The organism is Aliirhizobium wenxiniae (assembly GCF_014201355.1).
Lineage (GTDB): Bacteria > Pseudomonadota > Alphaproteobacteria > Rhizobiales > Rhizobiaceae > Neorhizobium > Neorhizobium wenxiniae.
Map to the genome: position 1 here is coordinate 1,255,381 of NZ_JACHEG010000001.1, position 22,618 is coordinate 1,277,998.

Below are 22,618 nucleotides of genomic sequence, written 5' to 3' on the forward strand. Positions count from 1 at the left end.
GAACAGATCAGAGCAACTCGGCCCGAATAAGCCCGCGAAGCGAATTGCCGACGAAGATCTTTCGCCCGGCCGTCATCGCCTCCTGCAAATCGGCAGGTGTCAGAACCGCCCCCTTGGCGCGACGCTCACGGATCAGGTCGGCGCGCAGCACGCCGGGCAGGATGCCGCTGGTGATCGGCGGGGTCATGAGTATGCCCTCCTGATCCTCAACGAACAGGCTGGTGATCGTGCCCTCGCACATCTCGCCGCGCTCGTTGGTCAAAAGAACCTCATCGGCTTCATCTGTCGAAAACTCGGCACGCGCCGCTTCATAAGGCTCGCGCCGTGACGTCTTGTGGCGATAGAGCGGATCGTCCGACTTCAGCTTAGTCGTCCCGATCCTGACTTTCCAGACGGTCTCCGGAGACTGGATCATGAAGGGCACCGTCGTCACCTCGATCTTGCCGCGAAACGACATGACAAGGCGGACACGCAGCGGCTCATCGCCATCGACAGCGTCATCGAGCACTTTTCGTGCATCCTGCGGCTGGCGAAAGCCCAGTGCATCCGCGGAACGGCTGAGCCGGCGCAAATGCTGCTCCAGGCGAAGGAACCCGTCTTCGGGCGTCCAGCGCATCGTCTCGATCAACGAGAAATCCATTGGTCTCCCACCGCAAACCTGGCCTTCAACAGACACTCTTCATATTCCGCCTGCGGCATCGAATCGAAGACGATACCGCCGCCAACATTGAAAACCGCTCTTCCGCCGGAAAAAAGGCTGATCGTGCGGATAGCCACTGAAAATCGCATTGGCCCAGCCGGATCGCACCAGCCGATCGCACCGCAATAGGCATCCCGCGGCACCCTTTCCAGCTTCTGCAGGATCGTCATGGCGGAAAGCTTCGGCGCACCTGTGATCGACCCGCAGGGAAACAGGGCCTGCATGATCTCCGGCAACCCGACATCCGGCAAAAGCCGGGCGCGAACATGGCTCACCATCTGGTGCACAGTCGGATAGGTCTCGATCTCGAACAGTTTCGGCACCGAAAGCGTGCCCGCCTCGCTGACATGCGAGATATCGTTGCGCAGCAGATCGACGATCATCCGGTTTTCCGCGAGCGTCTTCTCATCCGCCAGCATCTGCGTCTTGATCGCCTCATCCTCCTCCGGTGACGCGCCCCGTGCGGCGGTTCCCTTCATCGGATGGGTCTCGATCCAGCCATCCTCATCGACCGAAAAGAACAGTTCCGGCGAACGGGAGACGATGGCAGGACCGCCAAGCTCGGCAAGCGCACCGTAGCGCACCGGTTGGCGCGCGATCAGCGACCAGAACAGTTCGCGTGCATCCCCCGGCCAATACGCCTCGATCGGCATGGTGAGATTGCCCTGAAAACAGTCTCCCTTACGCAGGTGATCATGCAGGACGGAAAAGCGGGCAGCATAGGCCTCTTCGTTCCAGGCAGCATGCGGGCCGCTCAAGGCTGCGCCGGGCGTAAGACCTGTCGGCGGCTCCAGCCTCGCATCACCATCCTCGACCGGGCGGTCGAACACACCCATGCAGACGAGCGGCGTCTCACGCCCCATCGGCACAAGCGCTCGAAGTTTTTCCTCGAAAACATAACCGGCCTCGTAGGCGAGATAACCGGCAAGCCACTTGCCGGAGGCTCTGCATTCTTCCAGCCGTCGCAATGCCGGAATGACCTCATCGACACTGCGCGCGACGACAAGCTCGGTCGGAGACGCAAACAGAAGCTGCCGTTCGGCCAGATCGTCACGGAAGAGAATATAGGGAGAAGATTTCCGATCCATGTCCCTTAGTCGTGACCGCTCCCTGCCCGTCTCTCATCCCGCCAGCATTGCGGATCCCACGCGCCATAACACCGCGGCCGTCCAGTTTGAAGCGCGGAGTGCGAAATCCACTGCCGCATGTCATCCGTCTGAATGCGTTTGCGTCTGGCGAAAGCTGCGCAGATGGTCCACCAGAGCGCGCAGTTTCGGCGCCATGTTGCGGCGGCTCGGATAATAGAGATAGAAACCCGGGAATTGCGGACAGAAACGTTCGAGGATCGGCACAAGCTCTCCGCGCCCCATCGCGGATCGAAAACTGTCTTCCATGCCGAAGCTGATGCCGGCACCTGCGACCGCAAGCTTGATCATCAAGGCCATGTCGGTCGTCGTGATCGCGTCGTTGACCGAGACGGAAAATTCCCGCCCCTCCTCTTCGAACTCCCAGCGATAGGCGGGAAGGTTCGGTGCTCTGCGCCAGCCGATGCAGCGACGCTCGGTCAGTTCGCGCGGATGAGCGGGGGCCCCGAAGCGCTCGATATAGCCCGGCGACGCAACGGCAAGCTGTCGTTGCTCACCCGAGACAGGAACCGCGATCATGTCCTGGGCAATCACCTCCCCCAGCCGCACCCCGGCATCATAACCTTCCTCGACGATATCGAATTCTTCGTCGGTGACGGTGACATGCAGCCTGACCTCCGGATTACTCTCCGCAAAGGAGGCAAGCATTGGCCCGAATAGAAAACTCTCGGCGATGGAGGAAACGGCAAGCCGCAATTGCCCGCGCGGCCTGTCCCTTTGGCTTGCGGCCATTTCGATGGCGGCCTGCATGCCGGACAATGCCGGCGCCACTCCCGCATAAAGCCGCTCGCCCGCTTCGGTCAGGGCAACACTGCGGGTGGTGCGGGAAACCACAGCGATACCAAGCGCTTCCTCCAGCTTTCGAATAGTCTGGCTGACCGCCGAACGGGTCACACCCAACCGATCCGCCGCAGCGCGAAAACTCTTCTCCTCGGCAACGATGACGAAAGCCGCAAGGGCATTGAAGTCAGGCAACATTGGTTAGTTTCACTTACCAAACTGGAAAACACTAAGCGGCTTATCGCAACAATGCACCGCGACTACCTTTCTGGCAACCGCAATCAGGCGGCAAACATGGAAGGAAATGTCATGGAAAAGGTTGTTCTCATTACCGGCGCTTCCAGCGGTATCGGAGCAGGAATTGCGCGTGAGCTGGCAAAGGCCGGCGCAACCGTCGTACTCGGCGCGCGACGCACAGAACGTCTCGAAGAACTGGCCGATGAAATCCGCCAGACCGGCGGAAAGGTCATGACCCGCAAGCTGGACGTGACGAACCGCGCCGATGTCGCGGCCTTCGCCGATGCTGCACGAAACGAGTTCGGCCGCGTCGACGTCATCGTCAACAATGCCGGGATCATGCCGCTGTCACCCATGGCCTCGATGAAGGTCGACGAATGGGACCGCATGGTCGATGTCAACATCAAGGGCGTTCTTCACGGTGTGGCTGCCGTCCTGCCCGAGATGACGGAACGAGGCTCGGGCCACATCATCAACATAGCCTCGATCGGTGCACTCCAGGTCGTGCCTACGGCAGCCGTCTATTGCGCCACGAAATTTGCAGTGCGGGCCATTTCGGATGGGCTCAGACAGGAAAACGACAGGCTGCGCGTCACGTGTATCCATCCCGGCGTGGTGGAAAGCGAACTGGCCAGCACGATTACCGATCCGGGTGCCGCCGAAGGCATGAAGACTTACCGGGCCATCGCGCTCAAGCCTGATGCGATCGCCCGCGCGGTACGCTTCGCCATCGAGCAGCCGGAGGATGTCGACGTCAACGAGATCGTCGTTCGCCCGACACGTTCTTCCTACTGATCCCAATCCGGATTGAGCCCGATAACGCAATCATTGAGGAGATAGTGATGCTTCGACAACTCAGATCCCAGGTCGCCATCGCCGGCGCGGTTACCCTTCTGGGGCTAGCCTCTCAACCGGTATTCGGACAGACGACCGAGGAGAGGCGCGAACGCGGCGCAGCCGTGGTACGCGAACTCAACAACGGGAAAACCCAGCCCAATCTGGAGGCCATGCGGCAGGAATTCCCGTTCCTGGCGGAGGCAACCGAGGCTTATGCGCTGGGTGATGTCTGGTCTCGCCCCGGCCTCGATAACCGGACGCGGCAGCTGGCGGCGGTGGCAGCTTTTGCCGCCATCGGGGAGACGGCCATGATGCGTGTCCACGCAGGCTACGCGCTCAATATCGGTGCGACGGAAGAAGAACTGAAGGAACTTATCTACATGGTGACGGTCCCTGCTGGCTTCCCCAGAGCGATCGCCGCATCACAGACGCTGTCACAGCTCTTCGAGGAAAGACGTGCCGTGAACGAAGTGGAAAACGGTGAGGCTCGTCCATGAGGATCTTGAACAACCCCCTTGCCGTCATTGTCGGCATCATCATCGCCACCGCCACCTCGCTTGGCGCGGTTGTCCATATGTCAAAAGCAGAGAACAGCATGAGCACTCAGGCGCAAGCCCAAAACCACCCCTATCTCGGCATGTGGGTAACCGGCGATGGACGGATACGCCAGGAGCTGTTGCCCACCGGTCGTTATGACGAGGCCCGCGGAAACAGGAAGAGCGCATATCAGGGCCGTTATGTCGTGACCGGCGCTCATATTGATTACTGGGACGATACCGGCTTCACCGCCGACGGGACATTCGTGGAAAAAGACGTCCTGCATCACGGCGGCATGATATTCTACCGGGAGAAATGATGACGCTCAGGCCGCTGGCGTGCCCTGGTGAAAAACCATGCGCCAGCGACCATCCTTTTCCAGGCGCCAGATCGAACTGCGATTGGTCCGCAGTTCGATCCCGTCATCATTGAGACGGATACCGCGATAGGTCGCGAGCACAATTTCCTCGCTCAGAAGCGATATGGAGAAATCCTCGATGGCCGTTTTTGCGACCGCCACTTCAGTCGTCAGACCTGCAAGGATTTCCGCAAGACCATAAGACCGGCCAGAGCGGCCGAATTCACGAAAATCCGGCGCGAGGACCTCAAGCAGACGCGCCCTTGAAGACCGCACCTCCTTCGTCTGAAGCGCCACCTCGAGAGCATGAAGATGGGCTTGCAGATCCGGCAACGGGTCTGGCCTCAGGCCACCCCGACCCGCAACAGGTCGTGGAAATGCACGATACCGATCGGTCGCTTTTCCTCATCGACCACCAGAAGCGCACCGATGCTGTGTTTATTGAGAAGCGCCATGGCAGCCGTCGCAAGTGTCGTCTTGCCGACCGTCTTCGGGTTGGCCGTCATGACTTCGTCAACGATCATCGTACCAAGATTGCCATCGAGATGACGGGCGATGTCGCCATCGGTCAGGACGCCGCAGATACGTCCCTCGTCATCAATCACGCCGACACAGCCGAACCGCTTGGCAGAAAGCTCGCGGATCGCATCGGGCATCGACGCGCCCTTGTTCACCAACGGCAGGCGATCTCCCGTATGCATCAGGTCGCTGACATGAGATAGCATAGCACCAAGCTTGCCGCCCGGATGATAGACGCGAAAATCAGCTGCAGAGAACCCACGCGCCTCAAGCAGAGCCACGGCAAGCGCATCGCCGAGTGCGAGCTGCATCAGCGTAGAGGTCGTAGGCGCCAACCCGTGCGGGCATGCCTCCTGCGCCTTCGGCAGCAACAACACAATGTCTGCTTCACGCGCAAGCGTGGATGTTTCGCCCGAGGTCAGCGCAATCAGGGGAACGGAGAAGCGACGGGTGAAGGAGACGACACCCTGCAACTCGGCAGTCTCGCCGCTCCACGACAAGGCCAGCACCACATCGCCGGGCGCAATCATGCCGAGATCGCCATGATTTGCCTCGACGGGATGAACGAAGAAAGACGGCGTACCGGTCGAGGCAAGGCTCGCTGAAATCTTACGACCGATATGCCCGCTCTTGCCGACACCGGTGATCACCACTCGACCATCGATTGCGCCAATTGTCTCCACAGCCTGTCGAAAGGCCGGCCCAAGGCTATCCTTCAGAGTCTCCTCAAGAGCGCTAAGCCCTTGTTGTCCGAAAGCAATTGTCCGCAAAGCGGAATCGACGACGTCATGTTCGACGAGTTGTAATGCGCGCTTGATCATGGCGGCAGGATTAGTCCCTTTTCCGCCTCAAGTCCATTGGCTTTCGGCGCGGTCCTTTGTCCATCCACTGCCGGCCGGCTATTTCAACCAATCCTTAACCACAGTGATTTACACTTGGGTAAGCATTTATGGTTGCCGGGCATTCGATGAAAAACGCGCTTCTGACAGGTACGGCTCGACGCGGGCGGCGGACGGCTTTAGGCTTTGTCGTCGCAGTGGCTGCTGTGTCCGGCGCCAATCCCGTTTATGCTCAGAGTGTTTTTTCAAGCAACACCACTCCCCTGTCCGGCCTTCCGGACAGCCAGTTCGGAACAGCCGGAACCACAAGTGTCACGGGCGGGGCGGCAACGGCGACATGGCCGACACCGACAACGCAGGGTGATATCGATCAGGGCGCGTCCCGCCTTTATGACCCCACCGCTATTCCAGCGACGCAACGACCTGCTCCGCCGGAAAATACGGTTGAGAATGATGACCTGAACCAACCTGTCGAACAGGACCTGAACCAGCAATACGACCAGCCCGCAGATGACGACCCGGGACCTCTGGACCGAACACAATGGGAAGAACGGTACCGCGAGGGCGCTGACGCGCCTGGCATGCGTCTGGGCACGTTCGTTCTCCGTCCGTCCGTCAATCAGAGCATCAATACGGAAGTCACCCGCGATCACGGCTCTAAGGAAACACGCAATTATCTTGCAACTGGCATACGCGGGACATTGACCTCCGACTGGTCTCGCCACGCTCTGACGATTACCGGTCAGGGCGTGTACGAACGCAACTTGAACGGCAACCAGAACAACGCCGATCCGAACGCACGCATCGGTGCCGATCTTCGATTGGATATTGCCGACGATACGGTTGCACATATTATCGGAAATTACAGTTTCGAACGCGAGGATGTCGCGGATCCCAACGCAGTCGGCAATGCCTCCGAACAGGCAGGCGTCCATCAGTTCGAGACCGAGGCCTCGATAGAACGTGAGGTGGGGCGCATCCACGGCCTGGCGGCCATCGGTGCCAGCCGCAATGTTTATACGGATGCGAAACTGTCCGATGGCTCCGTATTGAGCATGAAGGATCGAGACCGCACCGGCATCGACGGACGTCTACGCCTTGGATACGAGCTTTCGCCGGCAATCATTCCTTTCGCTGAAGTAGCACTGGGGCATACGTCCTACGACCGCCGACGCGACAGCGCCGGTTATGAACGCTCTTCCGACAATTATGCGGCACGTGCCGGCGTTGCATTCGATTTTGGCGAAAAACTGCGCGGGGAACTGGCCGGCGGATACCAGCGCGTATCCTATGAGGACGCCCGGCTGGATGCCGTGAATGCCTTTACCGCAGACGGCAACGTCAGTTGGTCTCCGCGCCGTGGCACGGACATCAATATCGGGCTTCGCAGCACTGTCCAGGATTCGACTGCGGCAGGCCAAGGCGGGTGGGCGGAATATCAGCTGAGTTCCGTTCTCGCTCACCAGATGCGTGATCATCTCGTCGCCCGCCTGACGGGAAGCGCGACGCTTCGCGATTTTCAGGAATCAGGCAACAACAACGTCACCTGGATCACCGGAGCAGGCCTGACATGGAGTATCAACCGATATCTGGATATGACTGGCGACATCGAATACGAAACAACGACCGGCGGCGGCTCCGATCAGGATATTCTTCGCGCCGGCATAGGTCTGACACTGAGGCGATAATCACATTTCCGTGAACGGGCGTAATGCGTGATGAGCATACGTCGCGCGCGCCATAGTCGGAATTTTGCCTCTAGAATGAGCAAAAACTCAGCAACCAACTCGTGACATGACGACAAGTTGTCGCATCTTGTCGCAATCCCGGAGCCTATGAACAAATGTTTCGCGTAGCCATTTAGACAGCATGCTTCCCATGCTCGAAACGCAATGGTTAAAAAGCGGCCCGGTAATATCAAGCCGGAAGTGAACTGTGAAATATCGCTATTTCCCGATCTCTACCTCTTTCATCTGTTAGCAGATGCAGCATATAGCGCCCCATTCGGCATATTTTTGCCGCAATGCAGCATTGCCGCATGGCGCAAGTTTGAGGTTTCAAATTGGCTAGTCTTACCAACAACGGCACAAAGGCCGGAAGCACCAAGTCTTCCACGGCCGGCGCCAACAATTATCAGTTCGCTCTTATTGCACTGACGTCGCTGTTCTTCATGTGGGGCTTTATCACCTGCCTGAACGACATTCTCATTCCGCATCTGAAGAACGTCTTCTCGCTGAACTACACGCAGTCGATGCTTATTCAGCTTTGCTTCTTCGGCGCCTATTTCATCGTGTCGCTGCCGGCCGGTGCGCTGGTCAAGCGCATCACCTATAAATGGGGTATCGTCGTCGGCCTGCTGATCGCCGCGGTCGGCTGCGCCCTCTTCATCCCGGCCGCTGCCTACCGCGTCTACGGTCTGTTCCTCGGAGCGCTCTTCATTCTCGCTTCCGGCGTGACCGTCCTTCAGGTCGCCGCCAACCCGTACGTGACCGAACTCGGCGCACCGGAAACGGCAGCCAGCCGCCTGACGCTCACCCAGGCATTCAACGCGCTCGGCACGACCGTTGCTCCGCTGTTCGGCGCCTTCCTGATCCTCTCGGCCGCAACCGGCGACATCGCCAACACGACCGGCGAGCAGTTGGAAGCCATGCGCCTTGCGGAAGCCGACGCAGTCCGCTTCCCATACATGCTTCTGGCGATTGCCTTCCTCGTTCTGTCGGCAATCTTCGCAGCCTTGAAGCTGCCGCAGATCGAAGAGGAAGCCGTTGAAACCGAAGGTGGTGAACGCGCCTCGGCATGGTCCTACCGCCACCTCGTTCTCGGCGCGATCGGCATTTTCGTTTATGTCGGCGGCGAAGTTTCGATCGGTAGCTTCCTGGTGAACTACCTTGCCGAGCCGACCATCGCCAACCTGCCGGAAGCAGAAGCAGCTCACTATGTGGCCTATTTCTGGGGCGGCGCAATGGTTGGACGCTTCATCGGCGCCTATGCCATGCGCTACATCGAAGACGGCAAGGCACTTGCCTTCAATGCCGTTCTGGCAGCTGTTCTTCTCCTGGTAACGGTCTTTGCCGGCGGCAAGCTGGCCATGTGGGCTGTTCTCGCGATCGGCCTGTTCAACTCGATCATGTTCCCGACAATCTTCAGCCTTGCGCTGAAAGGTCTTGGCCGTCACACCAGCCAGGGCTCGGGCATCCTTTGCCTGGCCATCGTCGGCGGTGCGATCGTTCCGGTTATCATGGGCGCTCTTGCCGATACGATCGGTATCCACCTCGCCTTCCTGATGCCGGTCCTTTGCTACATCTACATCTTCTATTACGGCATCAAGGGCCACAAGGCCGTCTGATAGCGAAGATGCTGGCGGGGCTTCTGCCCCGCCATTCGACAAACGAAAAAGCCCCCGCGACATCTCGCGGGGGCTTTTTCTTTGAAGTATTTTTCGCCGGGATTACTTCAGCTTGGCAGCAAGCGCCTTGAGCGGGCCTTCGATGGCCGGGCGGATATCCGGGCGCTGCAGGGCAAAAGCGAGATTTGCCAGAATGAAGCCGTCCTTGGCGCCGCAGTCATAGGTCTCGCCGGTGAACGGATAGGCGGCGAAGTCCTGATCCTTGGCCAAGGCCAGCATGCCATCGGTCAGCTGGATCTCGTTGCCGGCGCCGCGTTCCTGCGTTTCCAGGATCTTGAAGATCTCAGGCTGCAGGATGTAGCGACCGTTGATGAAGAAGTTGGACGGCGCGGTGCCCTTGGCCGGCTTTTCGACCATCTCGGTGATCTTGAAGCCACCATCGCCAACGGAAGCGCCCTTGCCGACGATGCCGTATTTATGCGCCTGTTCCGGATCGCATTCCTCGACGGCGAGAACGTTACCGCCGGTCTTTTCATAAAGTTCGACCATGCCCTTGAGGCAGCTCTTCTCCGACGACATGATCATGTCGGGCAGCAGCACTGCAAAAGGCTCGTCGCCAACGATATCGCGGGCGCACCAGACGGCGTGGCCGAGACCGAGCGGAACCTGCTGGCGGGTGAAGCTCGCCGTGCCGGCCTTAGGCAGGATATGCGAAAGAAGCGTCAGTTCGGCGTTCTTGTTACGCTCGCGCAGCATCTGTTCCAGTTCGAACTGGATATCGAAATAGTCTTCGATGACGCCCTTGCCGCGGCCGGTGACGAAAACGAAATGCTCGATACCGGCTTCAGCCGCCTCGTCCACCACATACTGGATGACCGGCTTGTCGACCACAGTCAGCATTTCCTTTGGAACGGCCTTGGTCGCCGGAAGGAAACGCGTGCCGAGTCCGGCCACCGGAAAAACTGCTTTGCGGATCTTACGCTGTTCAGACACTCATGCCTCCTGAATGCACTTCATTGTGCGGATATGAAACCTTCGGGGTTGTAGTGTGCAATTGCTACTGTTTCGCAAAAGGCTCCCACGAACCCGTGATCTATGGTAAAGAATTTGTTGACTCTATTACGTTAAGACATCGTTGAGCCGCATACCAGACACGCCATGAACGGCGCATGAAGGAATGGATACGACTGCCGATGACCAGATTCCGCACCCGCTCACGTAGCTTGGCCCTCCTGCTTGCAGCCGGTCTCGCGACGGCCATGATGCCATTAAATGCTCAGGCCGATGCAGGCTTCAAGAGATGGGTTGCAGATTTCTACGAGACCGCAGCCAAAAGTGGCATTACGCGTTCGACATACCAGAAGGCTTTTGCCGGCATCAATGAACCGGACCCCGAGGCTTTGCAGAAGGCGCAGTACCAGCCCGAATTCAAATCGCAGATCTGGGAATATCTGGATAGCCGCGTCAATCCCTACACCGTCCAGATCGGCCGCCAGATGGCCGCCCGTCATGGCAGCACGCTGAACGCCATCGAGCGCCATTTCGGCGTCGACAAGAACATCCTCCTCGCCATCTGGTCGATGGAATCCAATTATGGCGCAGTGCTGGAAAAGCCTGAGCGGCTGCATCACGTACCGCAGGCACTGGCCACACTCGCGTGGGCGGATCCCAAGCGAGCAAAATTCGCCCGTACCCAGCTGATCGCCGCTTTGAAGATCCTGCAGGCAGGTGACGTGACGCCAAAGCAGCTGACCGGCTCCTGGGCCGGCGCCATGGGCCACACGCAGTTCATTCCTACGAGCTACCTGCTTTACGCCATCGATGCTGATGGCAACGGCAAGCGCGATATCTGGCACTCTATCCCCGATGCGTTGGCAACCTCTGCCAACCTTCTCGCCCAGAACGGCTGGACCACCGGCAAGACATGGGGTTACGAGGCGGTCCTCCCAGCAGGCGCTGCCAAATACGACGGCCAGACCAAGACGCTTGCCCAATGGGCGGCGCTCGGCTTCGTTCGTCCGAACGGCAAAGGCTTTCCGCGCGGAACCGACCGGGCAAGCCTCAAGCTGATGGGCGGCTCCAACGGACCGGCCTTCCTGATGATGAAAAACTTCTACACCATCAAGAAATACAACGCGGCAGACAGCTACGCTCTGGCCGTCGGGCTTCTTGCCGACGAGATCGCGGGTTATGGCGGCATGCAGCAGTCATGGCCGCGCCCACAGGGCACGCTCGATATCAGGGAAAAATTTGAACTGCAGAGCCGCATGAAGGAACTTGGCTATTATGATGGCGAAGTCGATGGCAATTTCGGCTCCGGCTCCAAGGCTGCGATTTCTGCCATTCAGAAGAGACTGGGCATGAACCAAGACGGCGAGCCATCGCAATCGTTGCTACGCGCCCTGCGTTGACATGTGATCCGGCGGGCGCAAGATTTGTGATCATGATAGCCCGTCGGGATTCGTAACGATGTTTGTTGACCCCATGAAGAAAAGCCTTTTTCGGCGCGTTGGTTGCGGCGTTCTGACGGTTGTTCTCTTGGCGGGCAGCTTTCCCGTTTCGGCCGAAGCGCAGGAACCGGTAAGACGCCGGAACCTGTTTGATCTGCTTTTCGGCGGCCCCCGTTACGAACGGGAAGAGCCACCGGTCCGCTATAATCGCCGTGACGGCTCGATCATCGAGACGGCTCCGCGACGGGAGCGCAACCGAAGCGCTGCAAGGCCGCCCGCTCCACGTCCTCCGATTCCACTTGCACCGCCTAAACCCGATCCGGTCGCAAAACTGGAAAATGCCCGCAAGATCCTCGTTGTCGGTGATTTCTTCGCCGGCAATATCGGCGGTCAGCTTGAGACCACATTCGAAGCATCTCCCGGCGTCGCCGTATTCACCCGCAGCGACGGCTCTTCGGGCCTCGTTCGAGACGATCATTACGATTGGCTGAAGGAGCTTCCGGGCATCATCACCGAGGCCAAGCCAGCCATGGTCGTCGTCATGATCGGCGCCAACGATCGCCAGCAGATGACCTCGGGGGCAAAGGAAAGATTCCCGACAGACGCATGGTTTGCCGAATACCGGCGACGCGTATCTGAGGTCGCCCGCATCGTGACCAGCCGCCGGCTGCCGCTGCTCTGGGTCGGTCTGCCCTCTTTCCAGTCGCCGTCGATGATGGCGGATGCCGTCAAGCTCAACGCCATCTACCGTGCACGCACGGAAGAGGTGGGCGGCGAATTCGTCGATATCTGGGATGGCTTCGTTGATGAGGACGGCAAGTTCATCCTGACCGGCTCCGACGTGAGCGGCCAGCAGGTCCGCCTGCGTGGAGCAGACGGCATTACCTTTACCGAGGCCGGCAAGCAGAAGCTGGCCTTCTATGTCGAGAAGCTCGCCCGCCGCCACCTGGGCGACATGGCAAGCCCGGAACTGGTGAACCTGGGCTCAGGCACCCTGCCCGACCTCAATCTGCCGGTTGATCCCAACAAGACGCTCCCCGCGCTGCCGATCAGCCTCTCCGACCCGGACCTCGACGGCGGCAAGGAACTGTTGGGAGCGGTTCCGAAGACAAACAGCCTGGCGCAGTCCCCGCGCGAGCGACTGGTCAAGCGCGGCGAAATGGACCCGGCTCCCGCAGGGCGGATCGACAACTACAAGATCTCGAAGACACAATAGGAACAGGCGCCATTTGCGGCGCCTGTAATCTTCAGTCTTCCGTGGCCCTGACGGATCACCAGTAGCCCAGCGCTCTCCACCATACCGCGCCGACAACCGCGAAGATGACGAGATTGACCAGGCACATGATGAAGCCAACGCCCCACCACCTGCCCATGGTGATGTAACCGCTGCCGAAGATGATCGGCGATGTGCCGGTCGCGTAGTGGGTCAGCGTCATCATGATCGACGACGAAGCTGCCATCATCAGCAGGAAGACGGCATGGTATTCTGCCGGGATCAGCATCACGCCGACGGTAAGGAAGGCGAGCATCATGGCGCTGACATGCGCGGTGGTGCTGGCAAACATGTAATGCGCGAAGGTGAAGATCAGCACCAGGATCGCAGCCGTCATCTGCCAGCTCAGTTCCGCATGCGAGATCATGTCCTTCATGCCGTTCGAGAACCAGCCGATCACGCCGAGCTTGTTCAACTGGTCGGCCATCATGACGAGCGCGCCGAACCAGATCAGCGTATCCCAGGCGCTCTTTTCCGACAGGACGTCATCCCAGTTGATAGTGCCGGTGATCAAAAGAGCGAAGAGACCGAGCACTGCGACCACGGTCGGGTCAAGCGTGAAGGCAGGTCCGAAGATCATCGCCGGAACGTTGGCCCAAAGGATCAGCAACATGACGAAGGTGCCGATCATCACCATTTCCTTGCCCGACAGCGGCCCCATCGCAGCCAGTTCCTTCCTGGCATACGAAACGGCATCCGGTGTCCGCTTCAATTCGGGCGGCGAGATCATGTAGAGTACGAGCGGCATGACCACCAGCGCGACCAGACCCGGCACGAACATGGCCAGCGCCCAGGTAACCCAGGTCAGTTGCATCGCACCACCGGTCGATTTCGAGATATATTCGAGTACCAGCGGGTTGGGCGCGGTCGCGGTGACGAACATCGCCGACGAAATCGGGTTGGCATGATAGTTCACCAGCGCCAGATAGGTACCGACTTTGCCTTGCGTCCCTTTTGCCGGATCCGAATCGAAGGCATTGGCGATCGACTTCATGATCGGGTGAATGATGCCGCCGCCGCGTGCGGTATTGCTCGGCGTAAACGGTGCCAGGATCAACTCGCAAAAGACCAGACCGTAACCGATTCCGATCGTCCGCTTGCCGAGAAGCGCGATGAAGCCGAGGCCAAGACGGCGACCCAAACCGGTCTTGCGCAGGCCGAGCGAAATCAGCACGGCAATGACGATCAGCCAGATCAACGGGTTGGCGAAACTGCTGAGCGCATCGGCAACGGCGCCCTTCGAATTCGGCGATGTCACCTGCATCAGCGAGACGATGACGATCGCCATCAGCGCCATCACGCCGATCGGCATGACCTTGAGAATGATCGCCAGGATCGTGGTCAGGAAGATGGCCAGCATCTTCCAGCCGTTTTCATCCAGTCCGGTGGGGGCAGGAATTGCCAAGAGAGTGAACAGAAAGATCGTCGTGATGATTGCCGGAACGATCCGGAATGGAACCATGTCTCTGAAATAACTTAGAATAGCCGGAATACTGAAGCGCATTACCTTGTCCTTTGGGTGTCCAGATCCTTGATGATTATCAAGGCCTTTCAAGCAACGCGTTACATGATCCCACCGACATCCCCTTGACGTTGGTCAAACTTATAAAATTGTGACGGCCCGTGAACTTGCGACAAAACAAAACCGCCACCCCCGGGTTTTCGGGGAGTGGCGGCTCTGGTTCTATCCTGATGATTTGAAGACGCTCGGAGGCCGATCTCAACGCGGCAGAAGAGAGCTTCCCATCAGAGCTTCATCAATGGCGCGGGCCGCCTGGCGTCCTTCGCGGATCGCCCACACAACCAGCGACTGGCCACGGCGCACGTCGCCTGCCGTCCACAGCTTGTCGACCGAGGTCTTGTAGTCGCGCTCATTGGCGACGACATTGGTCGAACCGCGGCGGTCGACATTGATGTCGAGCTTACCTTCGAGTTCAGTCAAAACACCAGTCTTCATCGGACCGGAGAAGCCGATGGCGATGAAGGCGAGATCGGCCTTGATAATGAAGTCGGTTCCGGCGATCGGCTTGCGGCGTTCATCCACCTCACAGCAACGAACACCGGTCAACTGACCGTCTTCGCCGATGAATTCAAGCGTAGCCACCTGGAACTCACGGATAGCACCTTCAGCTTGGCTGGACGAGGTACGCATCTTGGTCGCCCAGAAAGGCCATACGGCAAGCTTGTCTTCCTTTTCCGGCGGCTGCGGACGGATGTCGAGCTGGGTCACCTTGACGGCACCCTGACGGAAAGCCGTGCCGACGCAGTCGGACGCCGTATCGCCGCCACCGACGACCACGACATGCTTGGCGCCGGCAAGGATCGGTTCTGCCGCCCAGGCGACGCTGTCGATGTTTTCGCGGCCGATGCGGCGGTTCTGCTGCACAAGATAAGGCATCGCGTCATAGACGCCATGCAGGTCGGTGCCGGGAATGCCGGCCGGACGCGGGGTTTCCGAACCACCGCAATAAACGACGGCATCGTGTTCCGCAGTCAGTTCCTCAACCTTCTTGTCGACGCCGATATTGACACCGTAATGGAAGGTCACGCCTTCGCCGGTCATCTGCTCGACGCGGCGGTCGATGAAGTTCTTCTCCATCTTGAAGTCCGGAATGCCGTAGCGCAGCAGGCCACCGGCCTTGCTTTCGCGCTCATAGACATGAACTTCATGACCCGCGCGGGCAAGCTGCTGGGCTGCCGCCATGCCGGCGGGACCGGAACCGATAACTGCGACCTTCTTGCCGGTCTTCACCGTTGCCGGATGCGGCACGATATAACCAAGCTCGTAAGCCTTGTCAGCGATCGCCTGTTCGACCGTCTTGATCGCGACCGGCGCATCCTCGAGGTTCAGCGTGCAAGCTTCCTCGCACGGCGCGGGACAGACGCGACCGGTGAATTCCGGGAAGTTGTTGGTGGAATGGAGGTTGCGGATCGCCTCTTCCCACTTGTTGTTATAGACCAGATCGTTCCAGTCGGGAATCTGGTTGTGCACGGGACAGCCGGTCGGGCCATGGCAATAGGGAATGCCACAGTCCATGCAGCGGGCGGCCTGTTTGGTCACTTCCGCATCCGACATCGGAATGGTGAATTCGCGGAAATGGCGGATACGATCCGAAGCAGGCTGGTACTTGCCAACCTGCCGGTCGATTTCCATGAAACCCGTAACCTTGCCCATGTCATTCCCTCTTCAAAGCAGGGTACCCGCAGGACCCCAGTACCAGTAGGCGAAACCTGTAACCGCCCCCGGCACGATGAATTCTATTGCGACATTGCCGCTTGCGAAGAATACGGCCGCCGGCGCGGCGACCGCGATGCCCACCGAAATCAATCGATGAACGAGAGCCATGTGGCTTACTCCGCTGCGACGCCCATCCGCATGCGTTCCATCTCGACCAGTGCGCGGCGATATTCGACCGGCATGACCTTGCGGAACTTCGGCCGGAACTCGCTCCAGCGATCAAGGATATCCTTGGCGCGGGTCGAACCGGTGTAATGCATGTGGTTGGAAATCAGCTGGTAAAGACGCTCCTCATCGTGGCGCGTCATGTCCTCGGAAACGTCGACACGTCCCTTGTGCATGATGTCACCGCCGTGATGGTGCAGCTTTTCCAGCATGTCGTCTTCTTCCGGAACCGGCTCGAGTTCGACCATCGCCATATTGCAGCGCTTGGCGAAATCGCCCTTCTCGTCCAGCACGTAAGCGACACCGCCGGACATGCCGGCCGCGAAGTTACGGCCCGTTTCACCGAGAACGACGACGATACCACCGGTCATGTATTCGCAGCCGTGGTCACCCACGCCTTCGACAACCGCGATCGCACCCGAGTTGCGCACCGAGAAACGCTCGCCGGCGACGCCGCGGAAATAGCACTCACCCGTCGTTGCACCGTAAAGCACGGTATTGCCGACGATGATCGAGTTTTCAGCGACAATCTTCGAGTTCTCTGGCGGGCGCACGATGATGCGGCCACCGGACAAGCCCTTGCCGACATAGTCATTGCCGTCGCCGACGAGATCAAACGTGATGCCGCGGGCAAGGAAGGCGCCGAAGGACTGACCGGCAGTGCCCGTCAGCGTCACATGGATCGTGTCGTCCTTGAGACCCTTCTGGCCCCAGCGCTTGGCAAGCGCACCGGAAAGCATCGCACCGACGGAACGGTCGACATTCTTGATCGGCACTTCGAAGACGACCGGCTCCTTGCTTTCAAGTGCAGCAGCGGACTTCTCGAGCAGCTTGCGGTCGAGAATGTCGTCGATCGGGTGCTTCTGGCGGGTGGTCCAGTAGGTCTCTTCCTTGGCAGCATCGACCTTGTGGAAGATCTTCGAGAAATCGAGGCCCTGTGACTTCCAGTGCGCCAGCATGTCGTCCTTTTCGAGCAGGTCAGAAAGGCCGATGATCTCGTCGAACTTGGTGAAGCCGAGCGACGCCAGGATTTCGCGGACCTCTTCTGCAACGAAGAAGAAGTAGTTGATGACGTGTTCCGGCGTGCCCTTGAAGCGCTTGCGCAGAACCGGATCCTGCGTCGCAACGCCGACCGGGCAGGTATTGAGATGGCACTTGCGCATCATGATGCAGCCGGCAGCGATGACAGGAGCCGTCGCGAAGCCGAATTCGTCCGCACCAAGCAGAGCGCCGATGATCACGTCACGGCCGGTCTTCAGGCCACCGTCGACCTGCAGGGCGATGCGCGAACGCAGACCGTTCAGCACCAGCGTCTGCTGGGTTTCGGCAAGGCCGATTTCCCAGGGCGAACCGGCATGCTTGAGCGAGGTCAGCGGCGACGCACCCGTGCCGCCGTCGAAACCGGCGACCGTGATATGGTCCGCACGCGCCTTGGCAACACCGGCGGCAACCGTGCCGACGCCGACTTCGGACACCAGCTTGACCGAGATATCCGAGGTCGGATTGACGTTCTTCAGGTCGTAGATCAGCTGCGCCAGATCTTCGATCGAATAGATGTCATGATGCGGCGGCGGCGAGATGAGGCCGACGCCCGGCGTCGAGTGACGGGTCTTGGCAACCGTCGCATCCACCTTGTGGCCGGGCAGCTGGCCGCCCTCGCCGGGCTTTGCACCCTGCGCCACCTTGATCTGCAGCATGTCGGCATTGACCAGATATTCGGTCGTGACGCCGAAACGGCCGGACGCGATCTGCTTGATCGCCGAACGCTCCGGGTTCATCGAACCATCCGGCAGCGGCAGGTAACGATCGCTCTCTTCGCCGCCTTCACCGGTATTCGACTTGCCGCCGATCTTGTTCATCGCGATCGCAAGCGTCGTATGCGCTTCGCGGGAAATCGAGCCGAAGGACATCGCACCGGTCGAGAAACGCTTGACGATATCGACAGCCGGCTCGACCTCATCGAGCGACACCGGCTTGCGGCCGAGCGCTTCAGCCGACTTGATCTTGAACAGACCGCGGATCGTGTTCATCCGAACCGAGGTCTCGTTCACCATCTGGGCGAACTCGCGGTAGCGATCCTGGCTGTTGCCGCGAACCGCGTGCTGCAGGGTCGCAACCACATCCGGCGTCCAGGCATGGCTTTCGCCACGCATGCGATAGGCATATTCGCCGCCGATATCGAGCGACGAGGCGAGAACCGGGTCCTTGCCGAAGGCCGAGGCATGGCGGCTGACGGTTTCGTCAGCGATTTCGGTGAGGCCGATGCCTTCGATCGAGGTCGCCGTACCGAAGAAATACTTGTCGACCAGCTCCGAGTTCAGGCCGACGGCGTCAAAAATCTGACCGCCGCAATAGGACTGGTAGGTCGAGATACCCATCTTGGACATGACCTTGAGGATGCCCTTACCGACCGCCTTGATATAGCGATAGACCATCTCGCCCGCATCGACTTCCTTCGGGAATTCACCGCGCATATGCATGTCGGTCAGCGTATCAAAGGCGAGATACGGGTTGATCGCTTCCGCGCCGTAACCGGCCAGAAGACAGAAGTGATGGATCTCGCGCGGCTCGCCGGATTCTACAACGAGGCCGACCGAGGTGCGAAGTCCCTTGCGGATCAGGTGGTGATGGACGGCAGCCGTCGCCAGAAGCGCGGGGATTGCGATACGATCAGGGCCGATCTGACGGTCCGACAACACGATGATATTGTAGCCGCCCTTGACCGCAGCTTCCGCACGCTCGCAAAGACGATCGAGCATTTCCGGCATGCCTTCGGCACCGCGCTCGATGTCATACGTGAAGTCGAGCGTCTTGGTGTCGAAACGATCTTCCGTGTGGCCGATCGAGCGGATCTTTTCGAGATCGCCATTGGTCAGGATCGGCTGGCGCACTTCCAGACGCTTGGCATTCGCCATGCCTTCATGGTCGAGAATGTTCGGACGCGGACCGATGAACGACACAAGGCTCATGACGAGCTCTTCGCGGATCGGATCGATCGGCGGGTTCGTCACCTGCGCGAAATTCTGCTTGAAATAGGTGTAGAGCAGCTTCGACTTGTCCGACATCGCAGAGATCGGCGTATCGGTACCCATCGAACCGACCGCTTCCTGACCGGTCGTCGCCATCGGCGACATCAGGATCTTGGTGTCTTCGGTCGTGTAACCGAAGGCCTGCTGGCGATCGAGCAGGGAAACGTCGCGACGCAGCGCACGCGGCTCCACCGGCTTCAGGTCTTCGAGGATGAGCTGCGTGCGGTCCAGCCACTTTTCGTAAGGGTGACGGGTGGCAAGCGTCGTCTTCAGCTCCTCGTCGGAGATGATCTGGCCCTTCTCCATGTCGATCAGAAGCATCTTGCCCGGCTGCAGGCGCCACTTCTTGATGATCTTTTCTTCCGGCACCGGCAGCGTGCCGGCTTCGGATGCGAGAATGACGCGATCGTCATCGGTGACGAGATAACGGGCCGGACGCAGACCGTTACGGTCGAGCGTCGCACCGATCTGCTTGCCATCGGTAAAGCAGACGGCAGCCGGACCATCCCACGGCTCCATCAGGGCAGCGTGATATTCGTAGAACGCCTTGCGCTCCTTCGACATCGACTGGTTGCCGGCCCATGCTTCCGGGATCAGCATCATCATCGCATGCGCCAGCGAATAACCGCCGCGAAGCAGGAATTCGAGCGCGTTGTCGAAACAGGCCGTATCCGACTGACCTTCATAGGAGATCGGCCAAAGCTTGGAGATGTCGTCGCCGAAAAGCGGCGAGGACACGGAAGCCTGACGCGCCGCCATCCAGTTGACGTTGGAGCGCAGCGTGTTGATTTCGCCGTTATGGGCGACCATGCGATACGGATGCGCCAGCTTCCAGGACGGGAAGGTGTTGGTCGAGAAACGCTGGTGAACGAGTGCCACCGCCGTCTCGAAGCGAGGATCGGCGAGATCCTTGTAATAGGCACCGACCTGATAAGCGAGGAACATGCCCTTGTAGACGATCGTCGAGGACGACAGCGAGACCGGATAGAAGCCGGTTTCCTGGCCGCCGAACTGGTCGTAGATGCGGTTGGAGATCACCTTGCGGACGAGGAAGAGCTGGCGCTCGAATTCGGCATTGGTCGCGGCATCGCGCCCTGCACCGATAAAGACCTGCAGGTGATAGGGTTCGGTGGCGGCGATATCCGGCGCCTTCGAAAGCGACGAATTATCGACCGGCACATCGCGGAAGCCGAGGAACTGCTGCCCCTCTTCGGCGATGACGTCGATGATGACCTTCTTGAAATGCTCGATCTGCTCAGCATCGCGCGGCAGGAAGAAATGACCGACGGCATATTCGCCGGCCTTCGGAAGTGTCACGCCTTGGCGTGCCATTTCCTCACGGAAGAAACGGTCAGGAATCTGCACCAGAATGCCCGCACCGTCACCCATAAGAGGGTCGGCGCCGACAGCACCGCGATGTGTCAGGTTTTCGAGTATGAACAGGCCGTCCTTGACGATCTGATGGGACTTCTGGCCCTTCATATTGGCAATGAAGCCGACGCCGCAGGCATCATGCTCGTTGCGCGGATCATAAAGACCCTGGCGCGCAGGAATGCCGGACGCGACGAAAGGCACAGCCTGCTGCTCAGCTTTCGCCGCAGCAATGTCGGTGGGACAGTGCATATCGAGAACCTTCTTCGTCATCGTCATTCCTCCTGTTGGCCGCTATCTTCAGCGAGCAAGGTGGCATCCCATCAAATCCTGGAGATGACAGCGCATCACCAGTCACACAACGGCGCCGCTCCAGCATCAGGCCGAGAGCCCACAATGACTCAAGCCCAAACCAGATCGGCGTCCAATTCGGCGGCTCGACACAAGTTCGAAGCTGATCGCCAGATAAATTAGGACAGAAAAGCTGACCTATTTCTCAATCTGATATCGCATGATTTTAACGTTCTCACAAGGGCGTGTCTGCAAAAATCTGCAAGCGAGACGACAGTCCATTACGCAAAACGAAGAGGTTTGAGTAATTTAATTGCGCAAAGCCGATCCGATAAACTCTTTCATTGCCATGCGAATAGGTCCGCCCATCGGAAGCAGGCTTTATCGTTGCACGAATGCGAAAAAGTCTTAATCTCCCGGCACCTCCCAACCACCCCAAGGTGTCATTTCATGTTCTTCGCCTCCGACAATTGGGCAGGAGCCCATCCTGCCATCAACGAACGTCTGTCGAAGGAATCGACTCGTTTTGCCGCAGCCTATGGAACAAGCGATCTCGACCGCTCCATCGAGCAGCGCTTCAACGAGATCTTTGAAAAAGAGGTCGCGGTCTTTTTTGTCGCTACCGGCACCGCCGCCAACTCGCTCTCGCTTGCCAGCATCGCCCGCCCCGGCGGCCTGACTTTCTGCCACACGGAAGCGCATGTGATAGAGGACGAGTGCGGCGCGCCGGACTTCTTCTCCGGCATGCGCATGGTTGGCGTCGAAGGCCCGGCCGGCAAGATGCTGCCGGAAAACCTTCTCGAACGTATTGCCCGTTACCCGCAGGACGCCGTCCACCATGGCCGCGCCGCTGCCGTCACCATGACCCAGGCAACTGAAGTCGGCACCATATATACGCTCGACGAGATCGACACGATCTCGAAAATCGCCAAGGACAACGGCCTCCCCCTGCACATGGACGGCGCGCGCTTTGCCAACGCCCTCGTTTCGCTCGGCTGCACGCCGGCGGAAATGACATGGAAACGCGGCGTCGACGTCCTGTCCTTCGGCGGCACGAAAAACGGCTGCTGGTGCGCCGAAGCGATCGTCTTCTTCGATCCGCAACTGGCCAAGGACTTCGCCTTCCTGCGCAAGCGCACCGCCCAGCTTTTCTCCAAGTCCCGCTTCATCGCCGCACAGTTCGAGGCCTATCTGAAGGACGACCTGTGGCTCGGTCTCGCCAGCCATGCCAATGCCATGGCGGAACGTCTGCGCGTCGGCTTCGGCTCGCTCAACAGCGCCCGCCTCGCCTGGGATACCGAATCCAACGAAGTCTTCGCTGTGCTGCCGAAAGCCTCAGCCAAGGCTGCGACCGAACAGGGCGCAAGATTCTACGACTGGCTGGAGCCACGCGACATGCCGGAAAAGGTCGGCAAGGATGAAGCCCTCATCCGCATGGTCACCTCCTTCGCGACGACCGAAGAGGATGTCGACCAGTTCCTGTCGATCTGCGCCTCAGCGTAA

18 protein-coding genes are annotated in these 22,618 nt (G+C 59.4%); 8 read left to right on the forward strand and 10 right to left on the reverse strand.

The genetic code is table 11. The features are described 5' to 3' along the window. Positions 1 to 7 precede the first annotated feature (7 nt). From HNQ72_RS06165 to HNQ72_RS06175, 3 genes are all read right to left on the reverse strand, one after another. Positions 8 to 640, reverse strand: coding sequence for an aminotransferase class IV family protein (locus HNQ72_RS06165; RefSeq protein WP_183990502.1), 633 nt, complete (start codon positions 638 to 640; stop codon positions 8 to 10). Further along, on the reverse strand, positions 625 to 1,788 hold the full coding sequence (locus HNQ72_RS06170; RefSeq protein ID WP_183990504.1) for an aminodeoxychorismate synthase component I: 1,164 nt from the start codon (positions 1,786 to 1,788) through the stop codon (positions 625 to 627). Before HNQ72_RS06170 ends, HNQ72_RS06165 begins: the two co-directional genes overlap by 16 nt. Before the next feature lie 120 nt (positions 1,789 to 1,908). After that, positions 1,909 to 2,823: a LysR family transcriptional regulator gene (locus tag HNQ72_RS06175; protein ID WP_183990506.1), complete on the reverse strand. Its 915-nt coding sequence runs from the start codon at positions 2,821 to 2,823 to the stop codon at positions 1,909 to 1,911. A 111-nt stretch (positions 2,824 to 2,934) separates the two neighbouring features. Between HNQ72_RS06175 and HNQ72_RS06180 the strand changes: the two genes are divergently transcribed. The 3 genes from HNQ72_RS06180 to HNQ72_RS06190 all read left to right on the forward strand — a co-directional run bounded on the left by HNQ72_RS06180 (position 2,935) and on the right by HNQ72_RS06190 (position 4,555). Next, complete coding sequence (locus HNQ72_RS06180) at positions 2,935 to 3,657, forward strand: SDR family oxidoreductase (RefSeq protein WP_183990508.1); 723 nt, start codon at positions 2,935 to 2,937, stop codon at positions 3,655 to 3,657. Between the two features lie 47 nt (positions 3,658 to 3,704). Further along, positions 3,705 to 4,196 (forward strand): carboxymuconolactone decarboxylase family protein, encoded by a 492-nt coding sequence (locus tag HNQ72_RS06185; protein WP_183990510.1) that lies wholly within the window; start codon positions 3,705 to 3,707, stop codon positions 4,194 to 4,196. 77 nt (positions 4,197 to 4,273) lie between these two features. Further along, the gene (locus tag HNQ72_RS06190; protein ID WP_373289412.1) at positions 4,274 to 4,555 is read left to right on the forward strand and encodes an Atu4866 domain-containing protein; all 282 of its coding nucleotides are present in this window, start codon (positions 4,274 to 4,276) and stop codon (positions 4,553 to 4,555) included. 6 nt (positions 4,556 to 4,561) lie between these two features. Here HNQ72_RS06190 and HNQ72_RS06195 read toward each other — a convergent pair whose 3' ends face one another. Both HNQ72_RS06195 and HNQ72_RS06200 read right to left on the reverse strand, forming a co-directional pair. Then, positions 4,562 to 4,927 (reverse strand): nuclear transport factor 2 family protein, encoded by a 366-nt coding sequence (locus tag HNQ72_RS06195; protein WP_183990514.1) that lies wholly within the window; start codon positions 4,925 to 4,927, stop codon positions 4,562 to 4,564. A gap of 11 nt (positions 4,928 to 4,938) precedes the next feature. Then, on the reverse strand, positions 4,939 to 5,934 hold the full coding sequence (locus HNQ72_RS06200) for a KpsF/GutQ family sugar-phosphate isomerase (protein ID WP_183990516.1): 996 nt from the start codon (positions 5,932 to 5,934) through the stop codon (positions 4,939 to 4,941). Between the two features lie 146 nt (positions 5,935 to 6,080). Here HNQ72_RS06200 and HNQ72_RS06205 point away from each other — a divergent pair, with 146 nt between their 5' ends. Next, positions 6,081 to 7,640, forward strand: a complete 1,560-nt coding sequence (locus HNQ72_RS06205) for an outer membrane beta-barrel protein (protein WP_183990518.1) — start codon at positions 6,081 to 6,083, stop codon at positions 7,638 to 7,640. Positions 7,641 to 8,014: 374 nt separating this feature from the next. Further along, a complete protein-coding gene (locus tag HNQ72_RS06210; protein ID WP_244654305.1) occupies positions 8,015 to 9,298 on the forward strand; it encodes a sugar MFS transporter in 1,284 nt (427 codons plus the stop codon). A 102-nt stretch (positions 9,299 to 9,400) separates the two neighbouring features. Here the strand turns inward: HNQ72_RS06210 and galU are convergent, their stop codons facing one another. After that, entirely contained in the window at positions 9,401 to 10,291 is an 891-nt protein-coding gene (gene galU, locus HNQ72_RS06215; RefSeq protein ID WP_183990520.1) for a UTP--glucose-1-phosphate uridylyltransferase GalU, read from the reverse strand. A gap of 200 nt (positions 10,292 to 10,491) precedes the next feature. On the opposite strand from galU, the gene HNQ72_RS06220 reads away from it, so the two are divergent. Together HNQ72_RS06220 and HNQ72_RS06225 are read left to right on the forward strand one after the other, a co-directional pair. Continuing rightward, positions 10,492 to 11,709, forward strand: a complete 1,218-nt coding sequence (locus HNQ72_RS06220; protein WP_183990522.1) for a lytic murein transglycosylase — start codon at positions 10,492 to 10,494, stop codon at positions 11,707 to 11,709. A 58-nt stretch (positions 11,710 to 11,767) separates the two neighbouring features. Further along, complete coding sequence (locus tag HNQ72_RS06225; RefSeq protein ID WP_183990524.1) at positions 11,768 to 12,964, forward strand: SGNH/GDSL hydrolase family protein; 1,197 nt, start codon at positions 11,768 to 11,770, stop codon at positions 12,962 to 12,964. 55 nt (positions 12,965 to 13,019) lie between these two features. Here HNQ72_RS06225 and HNQ72_RS06230 read toward each other — a convergent pair whose 3' ends face one another. The 4 genes from HNQ72_RS06230 to gltB all read right to left on the reverse strand — a co-directional run bounded on the left by HNQ72_RS06230 (position 13,020) and on the right by gltB (position 21,103). Beyond that, positions 13,020 to 14,525 (reverse strand): DASS family sodium-coupled anion symporter, encoded by a 1,506-nt coding sequence (locus HNQ72_RS06230; RefSeq protein WP_183990539.1) that lies wholly within the window; start codon positions 14,523 to 14,525, stop codon positions 13,020 to 13,022. 216 nt (positions 14,526 to 14,741) lie between these two features. Continuing rightward, positions 14,742 to 16,196: a glutamate synthase subunit beta gene (locus HNQ72_RS06235; RefSeq protein ID WP_183990541.1), complete on the reverse strand. Its 1,455-nt coding sequence runs from the start codon at positions 16,194 to 16,196 to the stop codon at positions 14,742 to 14,744. A gap of 12 nt (positions 16,197 to 16,208) precedes the next feature. Further along, positions 16,209 to 16,367, reverse strand: a complete 159-nt coding sequence (locus HNQ72_RS06240; RefSeq protein WP_183990543.1) for a hypothetical protein — start codon at positions 16,365 to 16,367, stop codon at positions 16,209 to 16,211. Positions 16,368 to 16,372: 5 nt separating this feature from the next. Beyond that, the gene (gene gltB / locus HNQ72_RS06245; RefSeq protein ID WP_479683725.1) at positions 16,373 to 21,103 is read right to left on the reverse strand and encodes a glutamate synthase large subunit; all 4,731 of its coding nucleotides are present in this window, start codon (positions 21,101 to 21,103) and stop codon (positions 16,373 to 16,375) included. A 462-nt stretch (positions 21,104 to 21,565) separates the two neighbouring features. Between gltB and HNQ72_RS06250 the strand changes: the two genes are divergently transcribed. After that, on the forward strand, positions 21,566 to 22,618 hold the full coding sequence (locus tag HNQ72_RS06250) for a threonine aldolase family protein (RefSeq protein ID WP_183990547.1): 1,053 nt from the start codon (positions 21,566 to 21,568) through the stop codon (positions 22,616 to 22,618).